The 25,616-nt window shown below is 52.2% G+C and carries 22 protein-coding genes; 3 read left to right on the top strand and 19 right to left on the bottom strand.

Annotated elements, in window-relative coordinates:
• Positions 1 to 165 precede the first annotated feature (165 nt).
• From nuoN to lrhA, 14 genes are all read right to left on the bottom strand, one after another.
• Positions 166 to 1,626 (bottom strand): NADH-quinone oxidoreductase subunit NuoN, encoded by a 1,461-nt coding sequence (gene nuoN, locus GW591_RS01970; protein WP_013574600.1) that lies wholly within the window; start codon positions 1,624 to 1,626, stop codon positions 166 to 168.
• A 6-nt stretch (positions 1,627 to 1,632) separates the two neighbouring features.
• A complete protein-coding gene (gene nuoM / locus GW591_RS01965; RefSeq protein ID WP_112151208.1) occupies positions 1,633 to 3,162 on the bottom strand; it encodes an NADH-quinone oxidoreductase subunit M in 1,530 nt (509 codons plus the stop codon).
• Positions 3,163 to 3,259: 97 nt separating this feature from the next.
• On the bottom strand, positions 3,260 to 5,107 hold the full coding sequence (gene nuoL, locus GW591_RS01960) for an NADH-quinone oxidoreductase subunit L (RefSeq protein ID WP_013574598.1): 1,848 nt from the start codon (positions 5,105 to 5,107) through the stop codon (positions 3,260 to 3,262).
• Positions 5,104 to 5,406, bottom strand: a complete 303-nt coding sequence (nuoK, locus tag GW591_RS01955; protein WP_004936014.1) for an NADH-quinone oxidoreductase subunit NuoK — start codon at positions 5,404 to 5,406, stop codon at positions 5,104 to 5,106. Before nuoK ends, nuoL begins: the two co-directional genes overlap by 4 nt.
• Entirely contained in the window at positions 5,403 to 5,963 is a 561-nt protein-coding gene (gene nuoJ / locus GW591_RS01950) for an NADH-quinone oxidoreductase subunit J (RefSeq protein ID WP_013574597.1), read from the bottom strand. The genes nuoK and nuoJ overlap by 4 nt, the downstream gene beginning before the upstream one ends.
• A 12-nt stretch (positions 5,964 to 5,975) precedes the next feature.
• Positions 5,976 to 6,518: an NADH-quinone oxidoreductase subunit NuoI gene (gene nuoI, locus GW591_RS01945; RefSeq protein ID WP_013574596.1), complete on the bottom strand. Its 543-nt coding sequence runs from the start codon at positions 6,516 to 6,518 to the stop codon at positions 5,976 to 5,978.
• A gap of 14 nt (positions 6,519 to 6,532) precedes the next feature.
• On the bottom strand, positions 6,533 to 7,510 hold the full coding sequence (nuoH, locus tag GW591_RS01940) for an NADH-quinone oxidoreductase subunit NuoH (RefSeq protein ID WP_013574595.1): 978 nt from the start codon (positions 7,508 to 7,510) through the stop codon (positions 6,533 to 6,535).
• Positions 7,507 to 10,233, bottom strand: a complete 2,727-nt coding sequence (gene nuoG, locus GW591_RS01935; protein WP_126124692.1) for an NADH-quinone oxidoreductase subunit NuoG — start codon at positions 10,231 to 10,233, stop codon at positions 7,507 to 7,509. Before nuoG ends, nuoH begins: the two co-directional genes overlap by 4 nt.
• 143 nt (positions 10,234 to 10,376) lie before the next feature.
• A complete protein-coding gene (nuoF, locus tag GW591_RS01930) occupies positions 10,377 to 11,738 on the bottom strand; it encodes an NADH-quinone oxidoreductase subunit NuoF (RefSeq protein ID WP_013574593.1) in 1,362 nt (453 codons plus the stop codon).
• A complete protein-coding gene (nuoE, locus tag GW591_RS01925) occupies positions 11,735 to 12,271 on the bottom strand; it encodes an NADH-quinone oxidoreductase subunit NuoE (RefSeq protein WP_013574592.1) in 537 nt (178 codons plus the stop codon). Before nuoE ends, nuoF begins: the two co-directional genes overlap by 4 nt.
• Positions 12,272 to 12,273: 2 nt before the next feature.
• Positions 12,274 to 14,073 carry an NADH-quinone oxidoreductase subunit C/D gene (gene nuoC, locus GW591_RS01920; protein WP_013574591.1) on the bottom strand — a complete coding sequence of 600 codons (1,800 nt, stop codon included), beginning with the start codon at positions 14,071 to 14,073 and terminating at the stop codon, positions 12,274 to 12,276.
• An 89-nt stretch (positions 14,074 to 14,162) separates the two neighbouring features.
• A complete protein-coding gene (locus GW591_RS01915; protein ID WP_013574590.1) occupies positions 14,163 to 14,837 on the bottom strand; it encodes a NuoB/complex I 20 kDa subunit family protein in 675 nt (224 codons plus the stop codon).
• A 22-nt stretch (positions 14,838 to 14,859) separates the two neighbouring features.
• Entirely contained in the window at positions 14,860 to 15,303 is a 444-nt protein-coding gene (locus GW591_RS01910) for an NADH-quinone oxidoreductase subunit A (RefSeq protein ID WP_013574589.1), read from the bottom strand.
• Positions 15,304 to 16,007: 704 nt separating this feature from the next.
• Positions 16,008 to 16,952, bottom strand: coding sequence for a transcriptional regulator LrhA (lrhA, locus tag GW591_RS01905; protein WP_013574588.1), 945 nt, complete (start codon positions 16,950 to 16,952; stop codon positions 16,008 to 16,010).
• Positions 16,953 to 17,939: 987 nt separating this feature from the next.
• On the opposite strand from lrhA, the gene GW591_RS01900 reads away from it, so the two are divergent.
• Both GW591_RS01900 and yfbR read left to right on the top strand, forming a co-directional pair.
• The gene (locus tag GW591_RS01900) at positions 17,940 to 19,154 is read left to right on the top strand and encodes a pyridoxal phosphate-dependent aminotransferase (protein WP_013574587.1); all 1,215 of its coding nucleotides are present in this window, start codon (positions 17,940 to 17,942) and stop codon (positions 19,152 to 19,154) included.
• Positions 19,155 to 19,271: 117 nt separating this feature from the next.
• Complete coding sequence (gene yfbR / locus GW591_RS01890; RefSeq protein WP_013574586.1) at positions 19,272 to 19,871, top strand: 5'-deoxynucleotidase; 600 nt, start codon at positions 19,272 to 19,274, stop codon at positions 19,869 to 19,871.
• Between the two features lie 8 nt (positions 19,872 to 19,879).
• Here yfbR and GW591_RS01885 read toward each other — a convergent pair whose 3' ends face one another.
• From GW591_RS01885 to GW591_RS01865, 5 genes are all read right to left on the bottom strand, one after another.
• Positions 19,880 to 21,712 (bottom strand): SLC13 family permease, encoded by a 1,833-nt coding sequence (locus GW591_RS01885; RefSeq protein ID WP_013574585.1) that lies wholly within the window; start codon positions 21,710 to 21,712, stop codon positions 19,880 to 19,882.
• A gap of 318 nt (positions 21,713 to 22,030) precedes the next feature.
• Positions 22,031 to 22,684 (bottom strand): sugar phosphatase, encoded by a 654-nt coding sequence (locus GW591_RS01880; protein WP_013574584.1) that lies wholly within the window; start codon positions 22,682 to 22,684, stop codon positions 22,031 to 22,033.
• A 24-nt stretch (positions 22,685 to 22,708) separates the two neighbouring features.
• Positions 22,709 to 23,203 carry a YfbU family protein gene (locus tag GW591_RS01875; protein ID WP_013574583.1) on the bottom strand — a complete coding sequence of 165 codons (495 nt, stop codon included), beginning with the start codon at positions 23,201 to 23,203 and terminating at the stop codon, positions 22,709 to 22,711.
• A gap of 195 nt (positions 23,204 to 23,398) precedes the next feature.
• On the bottom strand, positions 23,399 to 23,854 hold the full coding sequence (yfbV, locus tag GW591_RS01870; RefSeq protein ID WP_013574582.1) for a terminus macrodomain insulation protein YfbV: 456 nt from the start codon (positions 23,852 to 23,854) through the stop codon (positions 23,399 to 23,401).
• A 228-nt stretch (positions 23,855 to 24,082) separates the two neighbouring features.
• Complete coding sequence (locus GW591_RS01865) at positions 24,083 to 24,271, bottom strand: hypothetical protein (RefSeq protein WP_112151348.1); 189 nt, start codon at positions 24,269 to 24,271, stop codon at positions 24,083 to 24,085.
• A gap of 103 nt (positions 24,272 to 24,374) precedes the next feature.
• Here GW591_RS01865 and ackA point away from each other — a divergent pair, with 103 nt between their 5' ends.
• Positions 24,375 to 25,577, top strand: a complete 1,203-nt coding sequence (gene ackA / locus GW591_RS01860; RefSeq protein ID WP_013574580.1) for an acetate kinase — start codon at positions 24,375 to 24,377, stop codon at positions 25,575 to 25,577.
• Positions 25,578 to 25,616: the final 39 nt, after the last annotated feature.

Here is a 25,616-nt window from a genome sequence, read left to right as displayed (position 1 = left end):
CGCATTGGCAGGAATAATGAAATGGGAGAGATCACAAAACCAATGTAATAATTTATTGAACGTACATATAAATGTGATTTGCATCACAATATCTAACCAATACGATTAAAAAAGCCGCTCATGCGAGCGGCTTCGTCAGCTTTCAGACTGCGTTTGCAGACTTTATCAGAGCAGCGGTTGCGCCATCTGTACCAGCGAAATCAACGGTTGCGGGAAGATACCCAGCAGCAGCACCAGAATCGCGGAAATCAGTACTACTACCCCACCCGCCGTGAGCGCCCAGTTGTTTGGCGTATCACGTACCAGCGTTTCCGGCGCACTCAGATACAAGCTCACCGTTACGCGCAGGTAGTAGTAAAGGCCAATCGCGGAACCGACAACCACCGCACCGGTCAGCCACCACAGATGCGCGGTCACACCGGTCGCAATCACGTAGAACTTACCGATAAAGCCGAGCGTCATCGGAATACCGGCCAGTGACAGCATCATCACGGTCATCACCGCAGACAGAATTGGCTTATGCCAGAACAGACCACGATAAGAGAACAGTGATTCAGCATCCGGCCCTTTGTACGGGCTGGACATCAGGCTGACCACACCGAAGGCGCCGAGGCTACTGAACAGATAACCCGCCAGATATACGCCCACGGTTTCCATCGACAACTGGTGCGTTTGTACCGCAATCAGTGCCACCAGCAGATAACCCAGGTGCGCGATGGAGGAATAACCGAGCAGACGTTTGATGTTGCTCTGACTGATGGCCATCAGGTTACCCACCAGAATCGAACAGAAGGCAATAATGCCCAGCACGATGCGGATGGATTCGCTGTCAGCTACCGGCGCATACAGGAACAAACGCATCACCACAGCAAAGATCGCGATTTTGCTGGCGGTTGCCAGGAAAGTCGAGACCGGTGCAGGTGCGCCCTGATACACATCTGGCGTCCACAGGTGGAACGGAACCAGCGACAGCTTGAAGCCCAGCCCCACAATCATCATGCCCAGACCGGCCATCAGCAGCGGCTGGTGCAGCATCACGCCGTCGCCCAGGTTTTTGCCCAGTGACGCAAAGGACAAATCACCGGACTGTGCGTACAGCAGCGCCATACCAAACAGCAGGAAGGATGATGCGGCAGCCGACAGCAGCATGTATTTGATGGCAGCTTCCAGCGAGCGTTTCTGGCGGTAGGCGTAACCAATCAGGCCGAACAATGGCAGGGAAATCAGTTCGATTCCGAGGAACATTGACGCCAGATGGTTAGAGCATGCCAGCAGAATACCGCCCATCGCCGCAATGAGAACTAACAGGTAGAACTCTTCGCGGTTGTCCGGATAACCGGCCAGCCAAGGGTAAGCAAACGTACTGGTGGCCAGACTCGCCAGCAGCACCAGCCCGATGTAGAACATCGAGTAGCCGTCAACGCGCAGCAGCGGTGTGACGTCCTGCGGGCCGACCTGCCCGACGTAGTAAAGGGAAAGTAAGGCAACGTTCAGCCCGATGACTGTCAGTGTGGCATTAAGAAAATGGTCGCGTCGCCACGCAATGGACAGCATCACCACCACCACCGTCAATCCGACGATCATCAGCGGTAATAGTGCGATCAGATTTTGAAGTGTAAATGTCATGGCGAGTTACGGCCTTGTCGTTGAAATAGTGGAAACTGATGACCCGTACCAGTGCTGAATGTTAGTCATCGCTGCACTTGATGTATCCAGAATTGGCTGCGGGTAGAAGCCCAGCGCCACCAGCAATACCACCAGCAACAGGATAATCGACAGTTCGCGTGAGGTCATGCCCGGCAGCGGTTCGTCAGATTTTGCTTTGCCGTAGTAAGCGCGCTGCATCATCGCCAGAGAATACACAGAGGCAAACACCAGACCGAATGTCGAGATGACAGTGATCACCGGCACAACCGGGAAGCTGCCGAACAGGATCTGGATTTCACCGACGAAGTTACCTGTACCCGGCATCCCCAAAGTAGCGACGGCGAAGAACAGCGACAACGCTGGCAGGTATTTAATCCGGCCCCACAATCCGCCCATCTGGCGCATATCACGGGTATGCAGACGTTCGTATAGCTGACCACAGATGATGAACATACCGGCTGCGGAAAGACCGTGTGCAATCATCTGGATAACCGCGCCCTGGTACGCCAGCTGGCTGCCGGTGTAGATGGCAATCAGTACGAAGCCCATGTGCGAAACGGAGGTGTACGCAATCAGACGTTTAATATCGGTCTGGCAGAACGCCATCCACGCACCGTAGAAGATACCAATGACACCCAGCCACATGGCAATCGGTGCGAACTGGTGAGACGCTTCCGGGAACAGAGGCAGACAGAAACGCAACATCCCGTAGGCCGCGGTTTTCAGCAAGATACCGGCTAAGTCAACGGAACCTGCGGTCGGTGCCTGACTGTGTGCATCCGGCAACCAGCCATGCAATGGCACAACCGGCATTTTCACCGCAAAGGCGATGAAGAAGCCAAGCATCAGCAGATATTCAACACCGTGCGACATTGGCGTTTTCAGCAGGTCGGCATAGTTGAATGTCCATACGCCGGTGGCATTGTAGTGCACAAACACCAGGCCGAGGATAGCAATCAACATCACCAGTCCGCTGGACTGTGTATAGATGAAGAATTTGGTTGCTGCGCTGATACGCGTTTTACCGTCTGACGCTTTGTGACCCCACAAGGCAATCAGGAAGTACATCGGCACCAGCATCATTTCCCAGAAGAAGAAGAACAGGAACATGTCGATGGCAAGGAACACACCGATGACACCGCCGAGGATCCACAGCAAGTTCAGATGGAAGAATCCCTGATACTTCTGGATTTCACGCCAGGAACAGAGGATCGCCAGAACACCCAGCAGACCGGTCAGCACCACCATCAGCAGGGACAAACCGTCCAGTGCCAGATGGAAGCTGATGCCAAAACGTGGGATCCATGGCAATGAAAACTCGGATTGCCACTGTGGAATACCCGCAGGCGTCGTTAATGAATATCCTCCCTGCAACCACAATTGCACGGAAAGAGCCAGCGTCAGCCCCATCGCAATCAACGCGATCCAGCGCGGTACTTTGCTCCCAAAGCGCTCAGTCTGCCAGCACAGCAGCCCGCCGATAAAGGGGATAAATATTAGCCAAGGTAATAGCATGGCGTGTCGTTCCCTTCTTTTATGCCCGAAGGCTATTTCACTTGCCGGCCCGTTACGGGAACAGGCCAGCATTGATAACTACACCTGTAATGCAGGCTTAAATCACCAGCAGCAGCGTCAGAACAACGACTGCACCGAGCCCCATTGACGCGACGTACCAACGTACCTGACCGTTTTCGCTGAGAGTCAGACCACGGTTACCCAGACGGGCAAACAGCGCAGGCAGATTCATCATTGAGTTCAGCGGATCACGTTGCAGGAGTTTCGCAACCAGCAGATAAGGTTTGACGAAAATCATGTCGTACAGCCAGTCGAAGCCCCAGGCATGGAACCACCAGGTCGTGAAGAAACGTCCCGGTGCGCTTTTCGCAATGCTGTTGACCAGCGAGCGTTTACCCAGATACAGGGCTGCCGCCAGCAGAATGCCAGCAATTGCAATCACGCCTGATGTGATTTCCAGCGTCAGCACGCTGCCGTGCGCCAGCTCAGTGGTATCCGGCAGTACGCCTTTCAGTGGCGGAACAATCATTGCGCCAATGAAGGTGGACAGAACCAGTAACACCAGCAGCGGCAGGTGGTGAGTGATGCCTTTACCCGCATGGGCTTTAATTTTTTCTTCGCCGTGGAAGACGATGAAGATCATGCGGAAGGTGTACAGCGAGGTCATAAACGCACCGACCAGACCGGCAACCATCAGATTCAGGTGGCCGTTAGCCAGCGCACCCGCGAGGATTTCGTCTTTACTGAAGAAGCCCGCAGTGATGATTGGCAAGGCGGACAGCGCCGCGCCACCGACCAGGAAGCAGAGATAGACAAGAGGAATGGATTTACGTAATCCACCCATTTTGAAGATGTTCTGCTCATGGTGGCAGGCCAAAATGACCGAACCGGAAGAAAGGAACAACAGTGCTTTGAAGAACGCATGCGTCATCAGGTGGAAGATAGCGGCATCCCACGCCTGAACGCCCAGCGCCAGGAACATGTAACCAATCTGGCTCATGGTCGAGTACGCGAGAACACGTTTGATGTCGGTTTGCACCAGCGCAGCGAAACCTGCCAGAACCAGCGTGACCGCACCAATAATACCCACCAGATGCAGAATTTCCGGCGCCATCAGGAACAGGCCGTGCGTGCGGGCAATCAGATAAACACCGGCAGTCACCATGGTCGCGGCGTGGATTAGCGCAGAAACCGGCGTCGGACCGGCCATGGCGTCTGCCAGCCAGGTCTGAAGCGGAAGCTGTGCGGATTTACCCACTGCGCCACCCAGTAACATCAGGGTCGCCCAGGTGATCGCCGTATCGCCTACTGCCAGTTTCTGCGGTGCCAGGATCATCAGTTCACGGAAGTTCAGCGTACCCAGCTCGCGGTACAAGATGAACAGCGCGAAAGCCAGGAACACATCACCAACACGGGTCACGATGAACGCTTTCATCGCAGCCGCACCGTTCGCCGGATGGGTGTAGTAGAAACCGATCAACAGGTAACTGCACAGGCCCACACCTTCCCAACCGAGGTACATCAGCAACAGGTTGTCTGCCAGTACCAGAATCACCATGCTGGCGATAAACAGGTTGGTGTACGCGAAGAAGCGTGAATAGCCTTCTTCACCGCGCATGTACCAGGAAGCGAACATGTGGATGAAGAAACCGACACCGGTGACCACAGACAACATGGTCATCGACAAACCGTCGAGCGTGAGTGTGACGGGAATATTGAAATCCCCGACCTGCATCCAGTTCCACAAATGCTGGTTAAAGACTTCAACACCCGCCGCTTTCTGGCTGAGGAAATTGATACCCACATAAATAGTGGTCAGCGCTGCCAGACCAATCGACCCGACACCGATGGTAGCGGAGGTATTTTCAGACCAGCGACCGCGTGAAAAGGCCAGTAACAGGAAGCCAATCAGTGGGAACAGAATTGTTAAATAGAGTAAGTTCATCCGCGCATCTCACTGACAGTATCAATATTGAGAGTGTGGCGACGGCGATACAGTTGCAGCAACAACGCCAGACCAATACTGGCCTCCGCCGCAGCCAGGCTGATAGCCAGAATATACATCACCTGACCGTCCGCCTGACCCCAGTAGCTTCCCGCCACGATGAACGCCAGCGCTGCCGCGTTGATCATCACTTCGAGGCTGATCAGCATAAACAACAGGTTACGACGAACCAGCAGCCCGGTAAGCCCCAACACAAAGAGGATCGCGGCCAGAATAAGACCATGTTGTAGAGGGATCATGCTCTCTCCTCCGTTTTTCTTTTTGTTGCCATTTCGGTCGTCACCGGTGCGTCACCAAAGACTTCACCGGGTTTGTGCTCACGACCAATATGGAATGCCACGACCAGACCGGCCAGCAGCAACATTGATGCCAGTTCAACCGCCAGAACGTAAGGTCCGAACAGTGCGATACCGACGGCTTTCGCATCAACCATGTCACCTTTGATGCCGTGATCGTGTAACCCGAGGATTGACATGATCATCACCACCAGCAGGATGACAGACAGAACCGAAGGCCCGATCCAGGTGGCAGGTTTAAGCCATGCGCGTTCCTGCTCCTGGACGTTGCCAAGGTTGAGCATCATCACCACGAACACGAACAGCACCATAATGGCACCGGCGTATACGATGATCTCCAGGGCACCGGCGAAATACGCACCGAGCGAGAAGAAGACCGCAGCGATCGCCAGTAAAGAGACGATCAAATACAGCAGTGCGTGTACCGGGTTGGTATGCGTGATCACACGCAATGTCGCCAACACGGCCACCAGGGCTGCAATATAAAATGCAAATTCCATGCTTGCGGCTCCTTAAGGCATCAGACCTTTGACGTTGATCGGTTTGGCTTCGTTTTCAGCTTCGCCTTTCGACTTGCCGTCAATCGCCATACCGGCCATCCGGTAGAAATTGTATTCCGGATATTTACCCGGCCCCGAAATCAACAGATCTTCTTTTTCATACACCAGATCCTGGCGTTTAAATTCGCCCAACTCAAAGTCCGGCGTCAGCTGAATGGCTGTTGTCGGGCAAGCTTCTTCACACAGACCGCAGAAAATGCAGCGTGAGAAGTTGATGCGGAAGAATTCCGGATACCAGCGGCCATCTTTCATTTCTGCTTTTTGCAGAGAAATACAGCCTACCGGACAAGCTACTGCACACAGGTTACAGGCAACGCAGCGCTCTTCACCGTCCGGATCGCGCGTCAGCACGATACGGCCACGGTAACGCGGAGGTGGGTTGACCGGAACTTCAGGGTACATCTGGGTTTCGCGCTTGGCGAAGGCGTGCATGCCTATCATCCACAAGCTGCGAACCTGGGTACCGAACCCGACCACTATGTCTTTCAATGTCATGGTTACATCACCCCTTATTGCGCGTTGTACAAAATGACCGCAGCGGTCGCCAGCAGATTAAGTAATGTCAGTGGCAGGCAAACTTTCCAGCCAAATGACATCACCTGGTCGTAGCGGGGACGCGGCAAAGCAGCACGGATCAAAATGAACATCACCATGAAGAAAGCAGTTTTCAACGCAAACCAGATAAACGGCGGCAGGAACGGCCCCTGCCAGCCACCGAAGAACAAGGTGACGATCAGCGCAGAGACCGTCACGATACCGATGTATTCCCCCACGAAGAACAGACCGAATTTCATACCGGAATATTCAATGTGGTAACCATCGGCCAGTTCCTGCTCGGCTTCCGGCTGGTCAAACGGGTGACGGTGGCAAACAGCAACGCCGGCAATCGCAAAGGTCACGAAGCCAAAGAACTGCGGAATGATGTTCCACACATGCGCCTGAGAATTGACGATGTCTTGCAGATTGAAAGAACCCGCCTGCGCCACAACACCCATCAGCGATAAACCGAGGAATACTTCGTAGCTCAGCGTCTGAGCGGATGCACGCATCGCCCCCAACAGCGAGTATTTGTTGTTACTGGACCAGCCAGCGAACAACACCGCATAGACGGTCAGACCGGCCATCATCAGGAAGAACAAAATACCGATGTTCAGATCGGCGGCGAACCAGGTCGGGCTGACCGGAACAATCGCAAAGGAAATCAGCAGGGACGTAAACGCAATCATCGGTGCCAGCGTAAAGATGGCTTTGTCGGTGAATTTAGGTACCCAGTCTTCCTTGAAGAACATCTTGATCATGTCAGCGACCAGTTGCAGGGAACCGCCCCAGCCGACACGGTTTGGCCCGTAACGGTTCTGGAACAGGCCCAGCAAACGGCGCTCGCCGAAGCTCATGAAGGCCCCACAGGTCACCACAACCAGCAGGATCACCACCGCTTTCAGAATGGCGATCAACGAATCGATGACTACAGGTGTAAACCAGCTCATTGTGCTGCCTCCCGCAGATTTTCAACCGTTGCGCCAACCAGCACCGGAGGAATACCCGGTAAGCCCAGCGGCAGGCCAACCTGGCCCTGACTCAATGTTTCGCTCAGACGAACCGGCAGTTTCAGTGTCTGACCGGCACAGGTGAATTCCACCTGAGAACCTGCGTTCACCCCTAACTGCGCGGCATCTGCCGGGTTAACCATCACGTAGGCTTCTGGCATACGTTGCTGGATAACCTTCGAGCGCTGTGTCATTTCTTCGCTGCCGAACAGGTGATAGTAAGGCGCGACACGCCAGTTATCGCGCTGTGCAGTAAAGGCAGCCGGAATAGTGGTGAAGTAATCGAGTGTCCCCTCACCGGCTTCAATCAGACGCACACCCGGATCACCGTGGCGCAAACTGCCGCCAACTTCGCTCTGGAATTTGTTCCAGGCTTGCGGTGAGTTCCAGCCCGGCGCCCAGGCGAATGGCACCTGATTGCGGTTAGCTGTCGGGCTGTTGTTCCCTTCCATCGAGAAGGCAAACATGGTGTCTTTATCTTGTGGCTGACGCGGTTCATGCACGCTGATGTTCGCGCGCATGGCAGTACGACCACTTGAACGTGCCGGAGAACGAGCCAGTTTCTGACCACGAATACGGAAGCTGGCGTTTGGCGCAGCTTCTACCATGCCCTTCAGCTGTGGCAGTGCTTCAACACAGGCTTCGATCACGTGATCCAACTGAGTCCAGTCAACATGACGGCTGTTGATGGTGGAATGCAGCGAGTGCATCCAGCGCCAGCTTTCCAGCATGGCAACCGTTGTGTCGTAGTAAGCCGGGTCGTAAACCTGGAAGAAGCGCTGTGCGCGACCTTCCTGATTCACCAGCGTACCGTCGCTTTCGGCAAAACTTGCTGCAGGCAGGATCAGGCTGGCTCTATCCATAATGCGCGTACGCTGATGGTCAACAACCAGCAGATTCTGCACCTTGGCTAATGCCGCATCCACTTTGGCTTCCGGAGCCTGACGGTAAAGGTCATTTTCCATCACGATGGCGCTGTCAGCATCACCACGGGTTAGCAACTCAAGCGCTTCATCCAGCGAACCGCCGCCAATCATCGAAAGACCGATGCTGTTGGCCGCAGAGGCCACGAACGTAATGCCGACATCGCTGCCTGCTACTTTCAGCGCTTTGGCGATATTGGCGGCCGCTTCGATAATGGCATCAGAACCGGCGCTGGTGCCGGTAATGATCAGCGGCTTGCGCGCACCGGTCAGTGCCTGCACGATCACGTCGATTTTCTTGTTCAGGCCATCAGCCAGATCGCTGACCGCGGGCGCAGAATTATCCAGCGCATGGGCGATAGCAAAGCCGAAACGAGCCTGCTCATCGACCGGTGCACGGTAATTGTAAGCCGCGATGTCGTCGAGTTTGGTGTTATCCACGTTGGTGATAAACAACGGATGTTTGGCATGCTGACCGATATTCTGGACTGCCGCGATCTGCCAGTCGGCAACACGCTGTGCCGCCGCCATCGCGCGGGCTTTGCCTTTAACGGCCTGACGCACAGACAGTGCGATACGCGCGCCGGTCTGGGTTAAGTCTTCACCCAGCACCAGAACCGCATCGTACTCTTCGATTTCACGCAGCGCCGGTGTGTGAACACCGCTGTTGCGCAGAATGTTCAGCATCAGTTGCAGACGGCCCTGCTCTGCCGCGTTGATACCGGTGTAGAAGTTTTCGGCGCCGACCAGTTCACGCAAAGCAAAGTTGCTTTCAAGGCTGGCGCGCGGAGAACCGATACCGATGGTTTTCTTAGCCTGACGGATAATATCTGCCGCGCCCTGCATCGCCTGTTCAGCGTTAAGTTCGATCCAGTCGTTACCACGCAGCTGCAATGGTTTCTTCGGACGATCTTTCAGGTTCACGTAGCCATAACCGAAACGACCGCGGTCGCACAGGAAGTAATGGTTTACGGTACCGTTATAACGGTTTTCGATACGACGCAATTCGCCGTAACGCTCACCCGGGCTGGTGTTACAACCAACAGAACATTGCTGACAGATGCTTGGCGCAAACTGCATGTCCCATTTACGGTTATAACGTTCAGAGTGCGTTTTATCGGTGAATACGCCGGTCGGACACACTTCGACCAGGTTACCGGAGAACTCGCTTTCCAGCGGACCATCTTCCGGACGGCCAAAATAGACGTTGTCGTGTGCGCCATAAACACCCAGATCGGTGCCGTCCGCGTAATCCTTGTAGTAACGGACACAGCGATAACAGGCGATACAGCGGTTCATTTCGTGTGAAATGAACGGGCCGAGATCCTGGTTGTTGTGGGTACGTTTGGTGAAGCGGTAACGGCGCATACTGTGGCCGGTCATGACTGTCATATCCTGCAGGTGACAGTTACCGCCTTCCTCACATACCGGACAATCGTGCGGGTGGTTGGTCATCAGCCATTCCACGACGCTTTCACGGAATTCTTTCGCTTCTCCGTCGTCGATGGAAATGAAGGTGCCATCAGACGCTGGTGTCATACATGACATCACCAGACGACCGCGCGTGTCTTCCGCATTTTGGTATTGCTTAACCGCACATTGGCGGCAAGCGCCGACGCTTCCCAGCGCCGGATGCCAGCAAAAATAAGGAATATCGAGGCCGAGAGAGAGGCAAGCCTGTAACAGGTTGTCCGCTCCGTCTACATCGTATTCTTTGCCGTCTACATGAATCGTAGCCATAGTCAGCATGCTTCCACGTGGCCCGCCTGACGGCGGGCGTTAATCAAAAATTCTTGCCGGGTTGGCGTATATCACTCGACAGCGCGTCCCTTGTTCCGGGAATTCGCGCACAGCGGGCTCACGTCCGCTGCCTGTTGCCCTCACTACCAACGCTCTTTCAGCAGATTGTTTGGCTGAATGCCTGCAATCGCACGCGCGTTGTTGTAATGCTGTTTGGCGATACCCGCCTCAAACTCTTCCCGGAAATATTTAATCGCACTCTGCAATGGCTCCACAGCACCCGGCGCATGTGCGCAGAAGGTTTTGCCCGGGCCAAGCTGGCGGCAAAGCTGTTCGAGAGTTTCGATATCCCCTGGCTGGCCTTCACCACGTTCCAGCGCACGGAGGATCTTCACACTCCACGGCAAACCATCGCGGCACGGTGTACACCAGCCACAAGACTCACGGGCGAAGAATTCTTCCAGGTTACGCACCAGCGGAACCATGCCAATTTCATTGTCAACGGCCATCGCCAGTGCAGTCCCCAGACGACTACCAGCTTTACCAATACTGGCAAAGTCCATCGGCAAATCCAGATGATCGGCGGTCAGGAAGTCTGTCCCCGCCCCGCCCGGCTGCCAGGCTTTGAATTTCAGGCCATCGCGCATGCCACCGGCATACTCTTCAAGAATTTCACGTGCGGTAGTCCCAAACGGCAGTTCCCAGACGCCCGGATTTTTTACCCGGCCGGAGAAACCCATCAGTTTGGTGCCGGCATCTTCGCTTTTGCCCGCAGAAATACCTTTGTACCAGTCCACACCATGCTCAAGAATCGCTGGCACGTTGCACAGGGTTTCGACGTTGTTGACACACGTCGGTTTACCCCATGCACCGGCAGATGCCGGGAACGGTGGCTTGGAACGCGGGTTAGCACGACGGCCTTCAAGGGAGTTGATCAGCGCGGTTTCTTCACCACAGATGTAACGCCCTGCCCCGGTGTGAACAATCAGTTCGAAATCGAACCCGGTGCCGAGGATATTTTTACCCAACAGACCTGCTTCAGTCGCTTCAGCAATCGCACGGCGCAGGTTCACCGCAGCTTCGATATATTCGCCACGCAGGAAAATGTAACCACGGTAAGATTTCAGCGCGAATGCGGAGATCAGCATGCCTTCCACCAGCAGGTGCGGCATTTGTTCCATCAGCAATCGGTCTTTATACGTACCTGGTTCCATCTCATCGGCGTTACACAGCAGATAGCGGATATTCATGCTTTCGTCTTTCGGCATCAGGCTCCACTTCAGACCCGTGGAGAAACCTGCGCCACCGCGCCCTTTCAGGCCAGCGTCTTTTACCAGATTGACGATTTCTTCCTGGGCCATGCCTTTAAGGGCTTTTTCCGCACCGACGTAACCGTTTTTGCTACGGTATTCATCGATCCAGACAGGTTGTTTGTCGTCACGCATACGCCAGGTCAGCGGATGCATCTCCGGTGTGCGTTCAATGTGTCTTGGGGTATATGTCATGCGTAGCGCTCCAGTAGCGAGCCGATCGCTTCCGGCGTCAGATGGCTGTGCGTGTCCTCATCAATCATCATTGACGGGCCTTTGTCACAGTTACCGAGGCAGCAGGTCGGCAGCAGGGTGAAGCGCCCGTCTTCGGTCGTCTCACCCGGCTTGATGTGCAACTGTTGTTCCAGCGCGGCCTGGATCCCCTGATAACCGGTGATGTGGCACACCACGCTGTCACAGTAACGGATCACATGGCGGCCGACCGGCTGACGGAAGATCTGGCTGTAGAATGTCGCCACACCTTCGACGTCGCTGGCAGGAATGCCCAGAACATCGGAGATCGCGTAGATAGCACCGTCCGGCACCCAACCACGCGCTTTCTGCACGATTTTCAACGCTTCGATAGAGGCCGCACGGGCATCTTCATAGTGATGTTTTTCGTGCTCAATCGCTTCACGTTCAGCGTCACTCAGCACAAACACCGGCGGTACAACAGGCTCGCTGATATTGATGTACTGAACTTCAGAGTCTTTATTGATATCTGTCATCGTTAGCGGTCCACATCTGACATTACAAAGTCGATACTGCCCAGATACACGATCAGGTCGGATACCAGGCTGCCACGGATTACGGACGGGATCTGCTGCAAATGCGGGAAGCTTGGTGTACGGACACGGGTACGGTAGCTCATGGTGCTGCCGTCACTGGTCAGGTAGTAGCTGTTGATCCCTTTCGTTGCTTCAACCATCTGGAAAGATTCTTGCGCAGGCATGACCGGCCCCCACGACACTTGCAGGAAGTGCGTGATCAGGGTCTCGATGTGTTGCAGTGTGCGCTCTTTCGGTGGCGGCGTGGTCAGTGGGTGATCCGCCTTGAACGGGCCTTCCGGCATATTTTTGTAACACTGTTCCAGAATACGCAGGCTCTGACGCAGTTCTTCTACTTTGAGCATGACGCGGGAATAACAGTCACTGACGCCATCACCGGTCGGCACTTCAAAGTCAAAGTTTTCGTAGCCAGAGTATGGACGCCATTTACGCACATCGAACGGGATCCCCGTTGCGCGCAGGCCAGCACCGGTGGTACCCCAGGCCAGAGCGTCGTCTGCGTTGTAAGCAGCCACGCCTTTGGAACGGCCAATCAGAATGGTGTTTTTCAGCGCCGCTTTGACATAGGAGTCCAGACGGGCTGGCATCCAGTCAAGGAACTCACGCAGGAGACGATCCCAGCCTTTCGGCAGATCATGCGCTACGCCACCAATACGGAACCAGGCCGGGTGCATACGGAAACCGGTAATCGCTTCCACCAGATCGTAGATTTTCTGACGATCGGTAAAGGCGAAGAACACCGGAGTCATCGCGCCCACGTCCTGAATAAACGTAGAGATGTACAGCAGATGGCTGTTGATACGGAACAATTCGGACAGCATGACGCGAATGGTGTTAACGCGATCCGGCGTTACGATACCGGCGAGTTTTTCAACAGCCAGCACGTACGGCATTTCGTTTACACAACCGCCGAGGTATTCGATACGGTCGGTGTAAGGAATGTAGCTGTGCCAGGACTGGCGCTCGCCCATTTTCTCAGCACCACGGTGGTGGTAACCGACGTCAGGCACGCAGTCGACAATCTCTTCGCCATCAAGCTGCAGAATGATACGGAATGCACCGTGCGCAGACGGATGGTTAGGACCGAGGTTGAGGAACATAAAGTCCTCATTTTCGGTGCCACGCTTCATGCCCCAGTCTTCAGGCTTGAAGGTCAGCGATTCCATCTCGAGTTCTTCTTTCTGCTTAGTCAGCTCGTAAGGATCGAACTCGGTGGCGCGCGCCGGATAGTCTTTACGCAGCGGATGCCCTTCCCAGGTCTGCGGCATCATAATGCGCGTCAGGTGCGGGTGACCGTCGAAGGTAATACCGAACATTTCCCATGTTTCGCGCTCGTACCAGTTAGCATTCGGGAACACTTTGGTGATCGTCGGAACATGAAGATCGTTTTCTGCCAATGCCACTTTGATCATGATGTCGCGGTTACGCTCGACGGAGATCAGGTGGTAGAAAACGGAAAAATCCGCGGCCGGTAAACCGTCGCGGTGTGTACGTAAACGCTCATCAAAGCCATGCAAATCGAAAAGCATGACATAAGGTTTTGGCTGTTTTCGTAAAAAGGTAATCGCTTCCAGTAACTGTTCACGCTTGAACCACACCACGGGAATTCCGGTGCGGGTTGCCTGAACAGTAAAGGCCTCTGGCCCAAAACGGTTACGCAATTCGCCAATAACCGGATCATCGAGATGATCACGGGTATGCCATGCTGGCAGGGCGGAATCTTGCGTCGTCAAATCTGTCATATTTTTTTCACCACACTAAATGGTCATTTATGCCGTAAGGGGGATATTCATACACACCGCCCCTCAGGGTTGACTCTCAGACCGCAGTGTTAAATCTCGTCCGGCGAACGCAGATTTGTCACGGCAATACGCTCAGCACGTTTACGCTCTTTTTCAGACTGCATATTCGCGCGGTAAACACCCTGGTCGCCAACAACCCATGACAATGGGCGACGTTCTTTACCAATGGACTCCTGCAACAGCAGCAGAGCCTGCATATAGGCTTCCGGACGCGGCGGACATCCCGGGATGTACACGTCGACAGGCAGGAATTTATCCACGCCCTGCACCACAGAATAAATATCGTACATGCCGCCGGAGTTCGCACAGGCGCCCATCGAAATCACCCATTTCGGTTCCAGCATCTGATCGTATAAACGCTGGATAACCGGAGCCATTTTGGTGAAGCAGGTTCCCGCCACCACCATAAAGTCAGCCTGGCGTGGTGAAGCACGCAGAACTTCTGCACCAAAACGCGCAACGTCATGCACCGCAGTGAATGACGTCACCATTTCGACATAACAGCAGGAAAGGCCGAAGTTGTAGGGCCAAAGGGAGTTTTTACGACCCCAGTTCACCATTCCGTGAAGCGACTCCTGGAGATTTCCCATGAAGACGCTGCGTTTAACCTGTTCCTGAAGAGGATCGCCGACGACCTCCTGAGACTGCAGGGGGTAACGGTCGTTCTCACCGTCCGGGTCTATGCGGGTGAGCGTATAGTCCATCTTAATGCCTCGCTTTGACTGCTTACTGAGGGTGACTGTTGGTATTAATCGCCGGGCTTGGTTTAACAGGTCCTTTCGAACGTGTTGGTGTCCAGTCGAGTGCGCCAATTCGCACCAGATAGAACAAACCTGCCAGCAGTACCAAAATGAAAATGGTAGCTTCCACGAATCCGGTCCAGCCGCTTTCGCGAATAGACGTTGACCATGCATAGAGATACAGGGCTTCAACGTCGAAGATGACGAAGAACATGGCGACCAGATAGAACTTGGCGGAAAGACGTAGCCGGGCAGTGCCGACAGAGGCGATACCTGACTCAAAAGGCGTGTTTTTGTAGCGTGCTCTGGCTCTCCCGCCAAGGAACGCGGCGCCCAGTAACATCAGGCAGCAGAGGCCTACTGCAACGACAAGAAAAACGGCGAACGCCCAGTGTTGAGCGATGACTTCAGTGGCTGTTGACATACTCATTGCTTACTCATCAAAAGTGGTACTTTGGCATCTGCTCTGTAAGGTCGGCAGTTTGCGCACCACATCGATTCAAGGGAAGGATTAAAAACCACACAGTTCACGGCTCAACAAGGGATTAAGCCAGTGATTTGTTGTGGGCTTTTTACCCTTTTCTATAACCTTTTGTCAACTTTGACAAAAGTATCTCCACATTAGTTTACATGCTTATCATTTAATTAACATATCATGCGCCGGGACTTAAGCTAAATCGTGTCAGTTAAATTCTGTGATAAAGCATGGGCCTGTGACGGGAGTTATGACATCTTTCGAACTTTACTATTGTCGCAGGAATAGACAGCGCTTCCACTCTCTTAATGGGGTTATTTTTTTGATCCATGTCAGAGTTCTGTCAATTTTGATAGAAAAAAAGGCACACATTTAACAAGTTTTATTGATTTTCAAAAAACGACAAGCGATTTACGGAAAAATTTGATGCTTTTTTTTAACCTGAAAAAAGTCAACATTTTACGCCATTTACTGTAGTCATTGGTGATAAGGATGGCAGTCATTACTGGGAAGAAGAAAGGCTAACGAACAAAAACAGAGGCTTTAGGAAGGATATTAAACAAAATCACTAAAAGAATGACTTTCCCGCCCCTTAATAGGTAGAAGCCTTTACCCCCGCCTCGTTAGACAGAGGCGGAAGGTAAAGCCGGGGGATTACCTTAACTTTCAGAGTCTGCCAGTAACTCATGATCGTCATCCACTACCGGACGAGGACCATAGGCACTGAGAGAATAGGGGTCATTCCCTTGCTCAACTGCATTGAAGATCGCCATTGCAAGTTCATTTTCACAACGGGCATTTTTGTACAACACATACTGCGTATCCGGCAAACGTGGTAAACCGTCCTGTTCACCCAGAACACGCAGCTCCGGACTCATCATTTCGATGGGACGTGCCGTCACACCCAGCCCCGCGCGCACTGCCGCACGAATTGCCGATAATGTCGACGCGACATAAGCAATACGCCACGGAATACCTGCCTGACTGAGGTGCTCTATCGCCATCATCCGGTAAGGGCTTGGCTCATCGAGCACCACCAGCGGAACACTGTCGCCGGAGGGGTATGCAAAATCAGCCGAGCAATACCAGAGTGTTGGCGACGTGCGCAATACGATGTGCGGGTGATCAGTGTTTGTCATCGTGGTGATGGCCAAATCCACTTCTTCACTTTCGAGCATCGACAACATGAAAGGACTGCGCTTGACGCGGACATCAATAGACAACTTTGGATATACGGATGTCACGCGGCTGAGCAGGAAAGGTAAAATGGTGTCAGCAGTATCATCTGATGCACCAATTGTTATCCCACCTTGAACATTGCTGTACATCAAAGAGGTACAGGCTTCATCATTAAAACGAAGGATTTTGCGTGCGTATCCCAATAACTGAATACCGTGTTCAGTTAATAATTTATTGCGTCCATGTCTGGCAAACAGTTCTTTTCCAACGAGTTGTTCTAGACGTTGCATTTGTTGGCTTACCGCCGACTGAGTACGACACACCGCAGCAGCAGCCGCAGCGAACGTATTAAGATCAGCAACAGCTACAAATGTCCTCAACAGATCAAGATCGAGATTGAGGATTGGACGATTTGCAATTGTCATAGTTTTTCTTCACTTTATAGAATCTAATAACAAGCTACCCTGATGGTGCGTCAAAGTACCCGCAAAAAGCAGAATACCAGATATGTCGGATACTCACTCATTTGATAACCTAAATTGAGAAATATTTGTGCATGAAAGTTTTCATCATTGTGAGCGTTCAGTCATTAAACCTGTGCACAATAATTCCTCACAAAGGCTGAATGATTAGAACCTCTTATTTAATATAGCCTTTCCCCGCAAACCATTCCATATCCCTTACAGTGCCGCCTGCCGCAACCATAAAGCTAAGTTCCGGCAATATCATCGTGAGAGAAACATAAGCTAAATTAACTAATAAAGGTGATTATTAAAAATATAATTCAATAAATTCATTGAGTCACCCGAATAACCATTTTATGCCCAAGGTGTTTTGTTTAAGTAACATTAAGATTTTTCTTGTTTCATCAAATTTTGTTTACGCCCGCCTGTTGCAATATATCCTTTGAAAGCATTTATCTAATCCTGGAAAATACGTTTAAGACTTTACTTAGAACATGATCATTCATCCAGCATTCGCTATTAATCATTAGATAAATAAAACTAATTCCTGTTAAAATTTTTCAGCGGTAAAACAAAGCCTCCTGAACTTTTTTCAGAATTTGTCGAGCTTTGGTAAGATTTCATGATGTTCACCCCATTAAAGACAACAAACTGACATCGCCGGGAATAGAGGTAACGCAGCAAAAACAGTGAATTTATTGTTCACAAAGCACTCATTTGCAAAATATAAAATCACAAAATAACAATAACACAGCATAATAAACCATTAAGCTTCTCATACTTTGAGGTAATAACCCACCATAGCCCGCTTTACTGCTGTTTTTCACCAAAACGGTGCGCAGCCCTTCTCATGCCCTCTGCGGGAGAGTAAATTGAGCCCTTCGCACTGTTCTACGGTCGCTCCGCACCAGGGAAGAACAGGCTTTATTGCAAAAGGCTCTCATTTACATGTCCCCGATTGAAAAATCCCGCAAACTGGACAACGTCTGTTATGACATTCGCGGCCCGGTGCTCAAAGAAGCAAAACGTCTTGAAGAAGAAGGTAATAAAGTCCTCAAGCTGAACATCGGCAACCCTGCGCCATTCGGTTTTGATGCACCTGATGAAATCCTGGTCGACGTTATCCGCAACCTTCCTACCGCACAGGGTTATTGTGATTCGAAAGGTCTGTTTTCTGCACGTAAAGCGATCATGCAGCACTATCAGGCACGCGACATGCGCGACATCACGGTCGAAGATATCTATATCGGCAACGGTGTTTCCGAACTGATTGTTCAGTCAATGCAGGCATTACTTAACACCGGCGATGAAATGTTAGTCCCGGCACCTGATTACCCCTTGTGGACAGCGGCGGTTTCGTTATCAGGCGGTAATGCGGTGCATTACCTGTGTGATGAAGGGGCTGACTGGTTCCCGGACATTGCCGATATTCGTGACAAAATCACACCACGCACCCGCGGCATTGTGATCATCAACCCGAACAACCCGACCGGTGCGGTATACAGCAAAGAATTGCTGATGCAGATTGTGGACATCGCCCGGGAACATAATCTGATTATTTTTGCCGACGAAATTTACGACAAAATCCTGTATGACGAAGCCCAGCACATTTCCATCGCTTCACTGGCACCGGATTTACTGACCGTCACTTTTAACGGTCTGTCAAAAACCTATCGCGTGGCGGGTTTCCGTCAAGGCTGGATGGTTCTGAACGGACCGAAGAAACATGCGAAAGGTTATATCGAAGGTCTGGAAATGCTGGCCTCGATGCGCCTTTGTGCCAACGTGCCGATGCAACATGCCATTCAGACCGCGCTGGGCGGCTATCAAAGTATCAGCGAGTTTATTCAGCCGGGCGGACGTCTGGTCGAACAGCGTGATCGTGCATGGGAACTGATCAATGAAATCCCGGGTGTTTCCTGCGTGAAACCTAAAGGGGCGCTGTATATGTTCCCGCGCATTGACGCCAAACGTTTTAACATCCATGACGATCAGAAAATGGTGCTCGATTTGCTGTTACAGCAAAAAGTCTTGCTGGTTCAGGGTTCTGCATTCAACTGGCCGTATCCGGACCATGTGCGTATCGTGACGCTGCCACGCGTTGATGAGTTGGAAATGGCCGTTAACAAACTGGGACGTTTCCTCGAAACCTATCGCCAGTAATGCAGTAAGGGCGCTGATAATGGCGCCCTTTTCTTTCTCCCGCCAGTTTCCGCATTTGCATAACTGTTTCGCACTGCTCACAATAGTCACTCATTCACCGTAGTTATTGAGAGTGCTATGAACCAGAGCCATTTTTTCGCCCATCTTTCCCGCCTCAAACTGATCAGCCGCTGGCCGCTGATGCGCAATGTCCGCACCGAAAACGTGTCGGAACACAGTCTGCAAGTCGCTTTTGTCGCCCATGCTTTAGCCGTGATCAAGAACCGCAAATTTAACGGCAATCTGAGCGCAGAACGCGTTGCCCTGCTCGCCATGTATCACGATGCCAGCGAAGTGATTACCGGTGATATGCCAACGCCAATCAAGTATTACAATCCGCAAATCGCGCATGAGTACAAAAAGATTGAGAAAATTGCTCAGCAGAAACTGATTGAAATGCTGCCAAAGGAATTACAGGAAGATTTCCGACCGCTGATTGACGAGCATTATTACACTGAAGAAGAAAAACTGACCGTCAAACAGGCTGATGCGCTGTGTGCTTACCTGAAATGTCTGGAGGAATTGTCGGCAGGCAATAACGAATTCACACTGGCGAAAGCCCGTCTGGAGAAAACGCTGGCAGACAGAAAAAGCCCGGAAATGGACTACTTTATGGAAGTGTTCATTCCGAGCTTCAGTCTGTCATTGGATGAAATCAGCCTGGATTCCCCGCTCTGATCTTAAGGTCAAAACGGGAACAGCACCGGCACCAGAAAAACGCTGACCAGCATCACCAGCAGAGTGAACGGCACACCGATGCGCAGGAAATCGCCAAATTTATAGTTACCCGGCACCATAACCAGCGTGTTTACCGGTGAAGACACCGGTGTCATAAAGGCGGCAGAAGCCGCAATAGCGATAATCATGGTGAACGGGTATGGCGATACCCCCATCTGGTGTGCTGCTGCGATAGCAATCGGTGCCATCAAAACCGCAGTCGCCGTATTGGAAATAAACAGCCCGATACCTGCACAGAGAATGAATAAACTCAGCAGCATCATATATGGCCCATAGCCGCCGCTTACCTCCATTAACCCCTTCACAATCAGCGCCACACCGCCGGTTTTTTGCAGCGCCAGCGCAAAAGGCATCATCCCGACTATCAGCAGCAAACTGGGCCAGTGAATGGCTTTGTAGGCCCCTTCCATCGTGATACAGCGGAATTTACCCATCAGCATGCAGGCGATAATGGCGGCGATAGCATTAGGCACATCATCGGTCAGCATCAGCGCAACCATCAGCGCCAGACAAAACAATGCATGCGGTGCCTGACTCAGGGCTGGCGCGACTTCGTCCACTTCGGCAGGAAGATTAAGCACAATGAAATCATGCATTTGTTGCTGAAGCTGGCGGATCAGCTTCCAGTCGCCAATGACCAGTAGCATATCGCCGAGCTGTAATTCTTCATCCACCAGTTTTCCGTCCAGTGCTTCACCCTGACGGCGGATCCCGACGACATTCAGCCCGTAGGTCGAACGGAAGGCGACGGCACGCAACGTTTTACCCAGGAGCTCCGAATCCGGGATCAGCGAGACTTCGGCCATCCCGACATCCCGCGATTGCTCAGAGAAATACTCGCCGCGTAGCACCATAGGCTCGAGCATTTCGTCAGTGCAAAATTGCCTGATGGAGATGTCTGGATCTGACATATCAAGCAGTAACACATCGCGCGCAAACAGTTCGGTATTTCCCGTTGCGCTGACCATCACGCGGCGAAATTTACGCCAGCGTTCAATGCCCACCACGTTCGCGCCGTAGCGGGAACGCAGATGCACATCATCAAGTGTACGCCCGACCAGAGGCGAACCCGGACGGATAGTGACGCGACGCGCCCGGCCGGTCAGGTGATAATCGCGGATCAAATCCCGGAACGTTCGCCGCTTCCAGCGCTGCTGGCCTCGTGACGCATCTTCTGATGACAGCCAGCGACGGGCGATCAACATGTATCCGATACCCATTATCAGCACCACCAGCCCGACAGGGGTGACGCCGAAGAAACCAAAACCGTCGAATCCTTCACGCAACAGTTCGCTGTTGACCACCATGTTCGGCGGTGTGGCGACCAGCGTCATCATGCCACTAATAAGCCCGGCGAAACTTAGTGGCATCATCAGTCGTGCGGGAGAGGTTTTCATTCGCGCCGAAACGCTGATCACGACAGGAATGAAGATCGCGACTACGCCGGTGGAACTCATAAAAGCACCGAGACCGGCAACCGTGAGCATCAGCAAAACCAGCATCCGCGTTTCACTGTTGCCCGCCACCTTCATCAGCCAGTCGCCGACCTGATACGCCACACCGGTTCTGACCAGCCCGTGCCCGACGACAAATAGCGCCGCGATCAAAATGACGTTCGGGTCACTGAATCCGGCCAGCGCTTCATTGATGGTCAGCGTGCCGCTCAGGACGAAAGAAATAATCACCAGCAATGCCACAATATCCATTCTCAGCGTATTGCGCGCGAACAGCACCATAGCAATAACCAGTAACGTGACTACCCAAAGCAATTCACCGGTCAAAACACACTCCATTTGCGTTGAGAGAGGAGGATAAATAGCTATATACCCTAAATAATTCAAATTGTATCAAGGCGGCAACTGCGTGAATCTCCGGGGCTTACATGAGTAAGTGACCGGGGTTCGGGACTAATCTGCCGGGAGCAGACTGGTATGCTGCTTGCAGCGACTCGTTCAGGGGCGAGGCCCATGGATGGGCCGGGTAACGCAGCCAACGCTGAGACAGTTTGATGTATGACTGGGTATGAGAATGGCATAAAAAAACCCCGCACAGGCGAGGTTTATATCAATTAATACTGGGAAATTGTATTTTTTCTGTCCTTAACGCAGGCTGACTTTCACACCTTCGTCGGAACTGCTGACCAGCAGAATTTCGAGCGTAGTCAGATCGAAATCGACATTTTCAATCCCGGGTGTATCGTCTGGCGCATTGACGGCAATGACTTTGCAGCCCGCCGCCAGCCCGGCCATCACGCCGGCGGCAGCATCTTCAACCACCACACAATCTTCCGGTGCCAGACCTAAACGTTCTGCCCCCAGCAAGTAGGCATCGGGTTGTGGCTTGCCGTGTTTGACCTGTTCAGCGGTGATAAACACTTCGGGTTCAGGCAAATGCGCCGCTTTATGGCGCGCACTGGCAACAGGCATTGATCCGGAAGTCACAATCGCCCAGGGAATATTCTGGCGATTGAGTTCGCTCAACAACAAATGTGCGCCCGGGAGAGCGGCGACACCCTCGGTGTCCGTGGCTTCAATTTGTTCCAGCTTGAGAAACTCTTTTTGAATCGTTTCTTCACTTTCACCCGCCATAAAATGACGCAAAGAAGTGATCGCCTGCTTACCGTGAATAAACGCCAATACATCCTGCGGGCTGACACCCCAGCTAAGCGCCCAGCTCACCCAGGCACGCTCAACGGCAGGTAATGAATCAACTAACGTTCCATCAAGGTCGAACAAAAAACCCTTACAAAGCACAGGCGACTCCTTTAAGTGTTTACATCAGGCATTGATAATTTGCGCGATCTCTACCGCGCTCAGGTGATACTGACGCGGGCACGACTGCCAGACCGCCAACATACGCTGGTATTTATCCCACATTTTGGTCTGCGAGTTAAACCCATGAGTGCCTGCATCAAAATCAGTGTAACGTCCTTCGGTGTTCACCATAAAGCGGACATAGCTTAAATAACGGGATTCCGTTGCGGCATCAAAACCCAGGAAATCAATTCGGCGGCGATCCAAGTCTTGCGTGTCTTTTAAATTGGTCCACGACACCTGCATCGCATGATGCATTTCCATAATGTTAATGACTGTGCGACAGGTTTCTTCCGGCAATTCGCCGAAATCTCTGTCCAGCTCGCGCATTTGCAAACCAAAACCCCGTTCGATCACTGTTTGTAACCGGCGATAGCGTTCTGCGTTATCGGGATCCAGCATGGTCATCATCTTGTATTGATTGGACAAAATCAGGCGTTGAGCGTTCGTCATTTCCATCGTGAAAATCCTCATGTCTGCATAATGAGCAAAGCATGGCATAGCGCAAAGTTCTGCGAAATCGCAAGCACACCATTCTTTGATTTGGGTCGGGATCTCATCTGAAATAATCACCAGGGGAGACTTTCCCCCGGTGAAATGCGACTTATGAAAGACTATAGATGATGACAGACGCAGTAAGCGGGGAAATCAGGCTTACAGATCGTCTAAAAAGGTTTTGTCCAGCTGTTTGAACGCGCGCTTAAGGACGTCAGCCAGTGACTGATACGTCGGCGTGCCTTCAACTGGCGCCAGCGCCAGTCCGGATTCAGTGAGTTTATTGCGTACATCGTGGAACCAGCCGAGTAATCCCGGCGGCAGTGGCGTCAGAGAACGGCGACCCAGCCACCACAGTCCCTGCATCGGCAAGCTACAGGCAAAAATTGCCGTGGCGACGGCCAGCCCGAGTTGTCCGCCGAGCGCGATTTGCCACGTCAGGGTAAAGACCGCAACCGGTGGCATGATGCGTACCGCGAAGCGTGTAGCAGTAGAAATCCGGTTCTCCGGAAACATCGGAGCCAGGCGCTTATCTGACGGCCATGTCTTCATATAGTGCTGCCCGCGCTGGAATACCTGGAACCAGCCTACCGAGCCTGTTGGCTTACTCGTCATCTTTGCACCTCAACTTCACGTGTAAAATTTAAAAAATAGTTGTAAAACACAAACTGGAGTTTATCACGATAAAATATATTTTGTTTTTGCTGGCACCTGTCGGTATTCTATCGCAGCCTCGCAACCCTCTCAGGCAACGAGATCAATATAAACTTGGGGCAAACGCGGTGAATTGCAATCTTTCGCCCCCATAATAACCATAGTGCCTCGGTCTGAGAGGATTTGTAATTAATTATTGTATTTTTTGTTAGTGTTTTTGCTGATTAGTAACACCCTGAAGATACGTAAACCGAAATATGCGGTGCAGTAAACCGCTTTATTTCTGTCATCCGGACGCTTAAAAAAACCAAAGCCCGGCAATTCTTCAGCTTTTTCATCGTCATGCCTGTTTTGGCTCTCTGGCATGATGTTAATCATAATTGTCGCCGCCATTATGCGCTACGCTTGATGTCAGACTGACGATTTATTAACCACGTGTATTGTTTTTTTTAAACAGCACCAACAATAAATAGGTACTTCCATGTCGAGTAAGCTTGTACTGGTTCTTAACTGTGGTAGTTCTTCCCTAAAGTTTGCCATCATTGATGCTGCAAATGGCGAAGAACACATTTCAGGTTTAGCCGAATGTTTCCATCTGCCAGAAGCGCGCATTAAATGGAAAATGGACGGTGGCAAAGAAGAAGCCGCTTTAGGTGCGGGCGCCGCACACAGTGAAGCGTTGAAATTCATCGTTAATAACATTCTGAGCAAAAAACCTGAGCTGTCCGCAGAACTGGTTGCAATCGGCCACCGCATCGTTCATGGCGGCGAGAAGCTGACCAAATCAATGCTGATCAACGACGCTGTCATCGAGGGTATCAAAGAGTCTATCCCGTTTGCGCCGCTGCATAACCCGGCTCACCTGATCGGTATTGATGAAGCACTGAAATCTTTCCCTAAACTGGCTGATAAAAACGTTGCCGTTTTCGACACCGCTTTCCATCAGACAATGCCAGAAGAATCATACCTCTACGCCCTGCCGTACAGCCTGTATAAAGATCACCATGTCCGTCGTTATGGCGCACACGGCACCAGTCACTTCTACGTGACTCAGGAAGCCGCAAAAATGCTGAACAAACCCGTGGAAGAAGTGAATCTGATCACTTGCCACCTGGGTAACGGCGGTTCTGTCAGTGCCATCCGTAACGGTAAATGTGTGGATACTTCCATGGGGCTGACCCCGCTGGAAGGTCTGGTGATGGGTACCCGCAGCGGTGACATCGACCCGGCAATTATCTTCCACCTGCACGATTCTCTGGGCATGAGCGTTGATCAAATCAACAAAATGCTGACTAAAGAATCGGGTCTGCTGGGCCTGACTGAAGTCACCAGCGACTGCCGTTATGTTGAAGACAACTACACCACTAAAGCTGATGCCAGACGTGCCATGGACGTCTTCTGCCACCGCCTGGCGAAATACATCGGTGCGTACACTTCACTGATGGAAGGCCGCCTGGACGCCGTCGTATTCACAGGCGGTATCGGCGAAAACGCCGCAATGGTTCGCGAATTGTCTCTGGCTAAATTAGGCCTGCTGGGCTTTGAAGTGGATCACGAACGTAACCTGGCTGCCCGTTTCGGTAAATCCGGGGCGATCAACAAAGAAGGCACTCGCGCCGCTCTGGTTATCCCAACCAACGAAGAGCTGGTGATTGCACAAGACGCCGCGCGTCTGACTGCATAATTCGATTCAAGACTGCCCGCGTAATGCGGGCAATTTTTC

The sequence above is a fragment of the Rahnella aceris genome (assembly GCF_011684115.1).
Taxonomy (GTDB): Bacteria; Pseudomonadota; Gammaproteobacteria; order Enterobacterales; family Enterobacteriaceae; genus Rahnella; species Rahnella aceris.
Note: the sequence above shows the minus strand (reverse complement) of the source record. Positions and strands in the feature narration are given on the sequence as shown.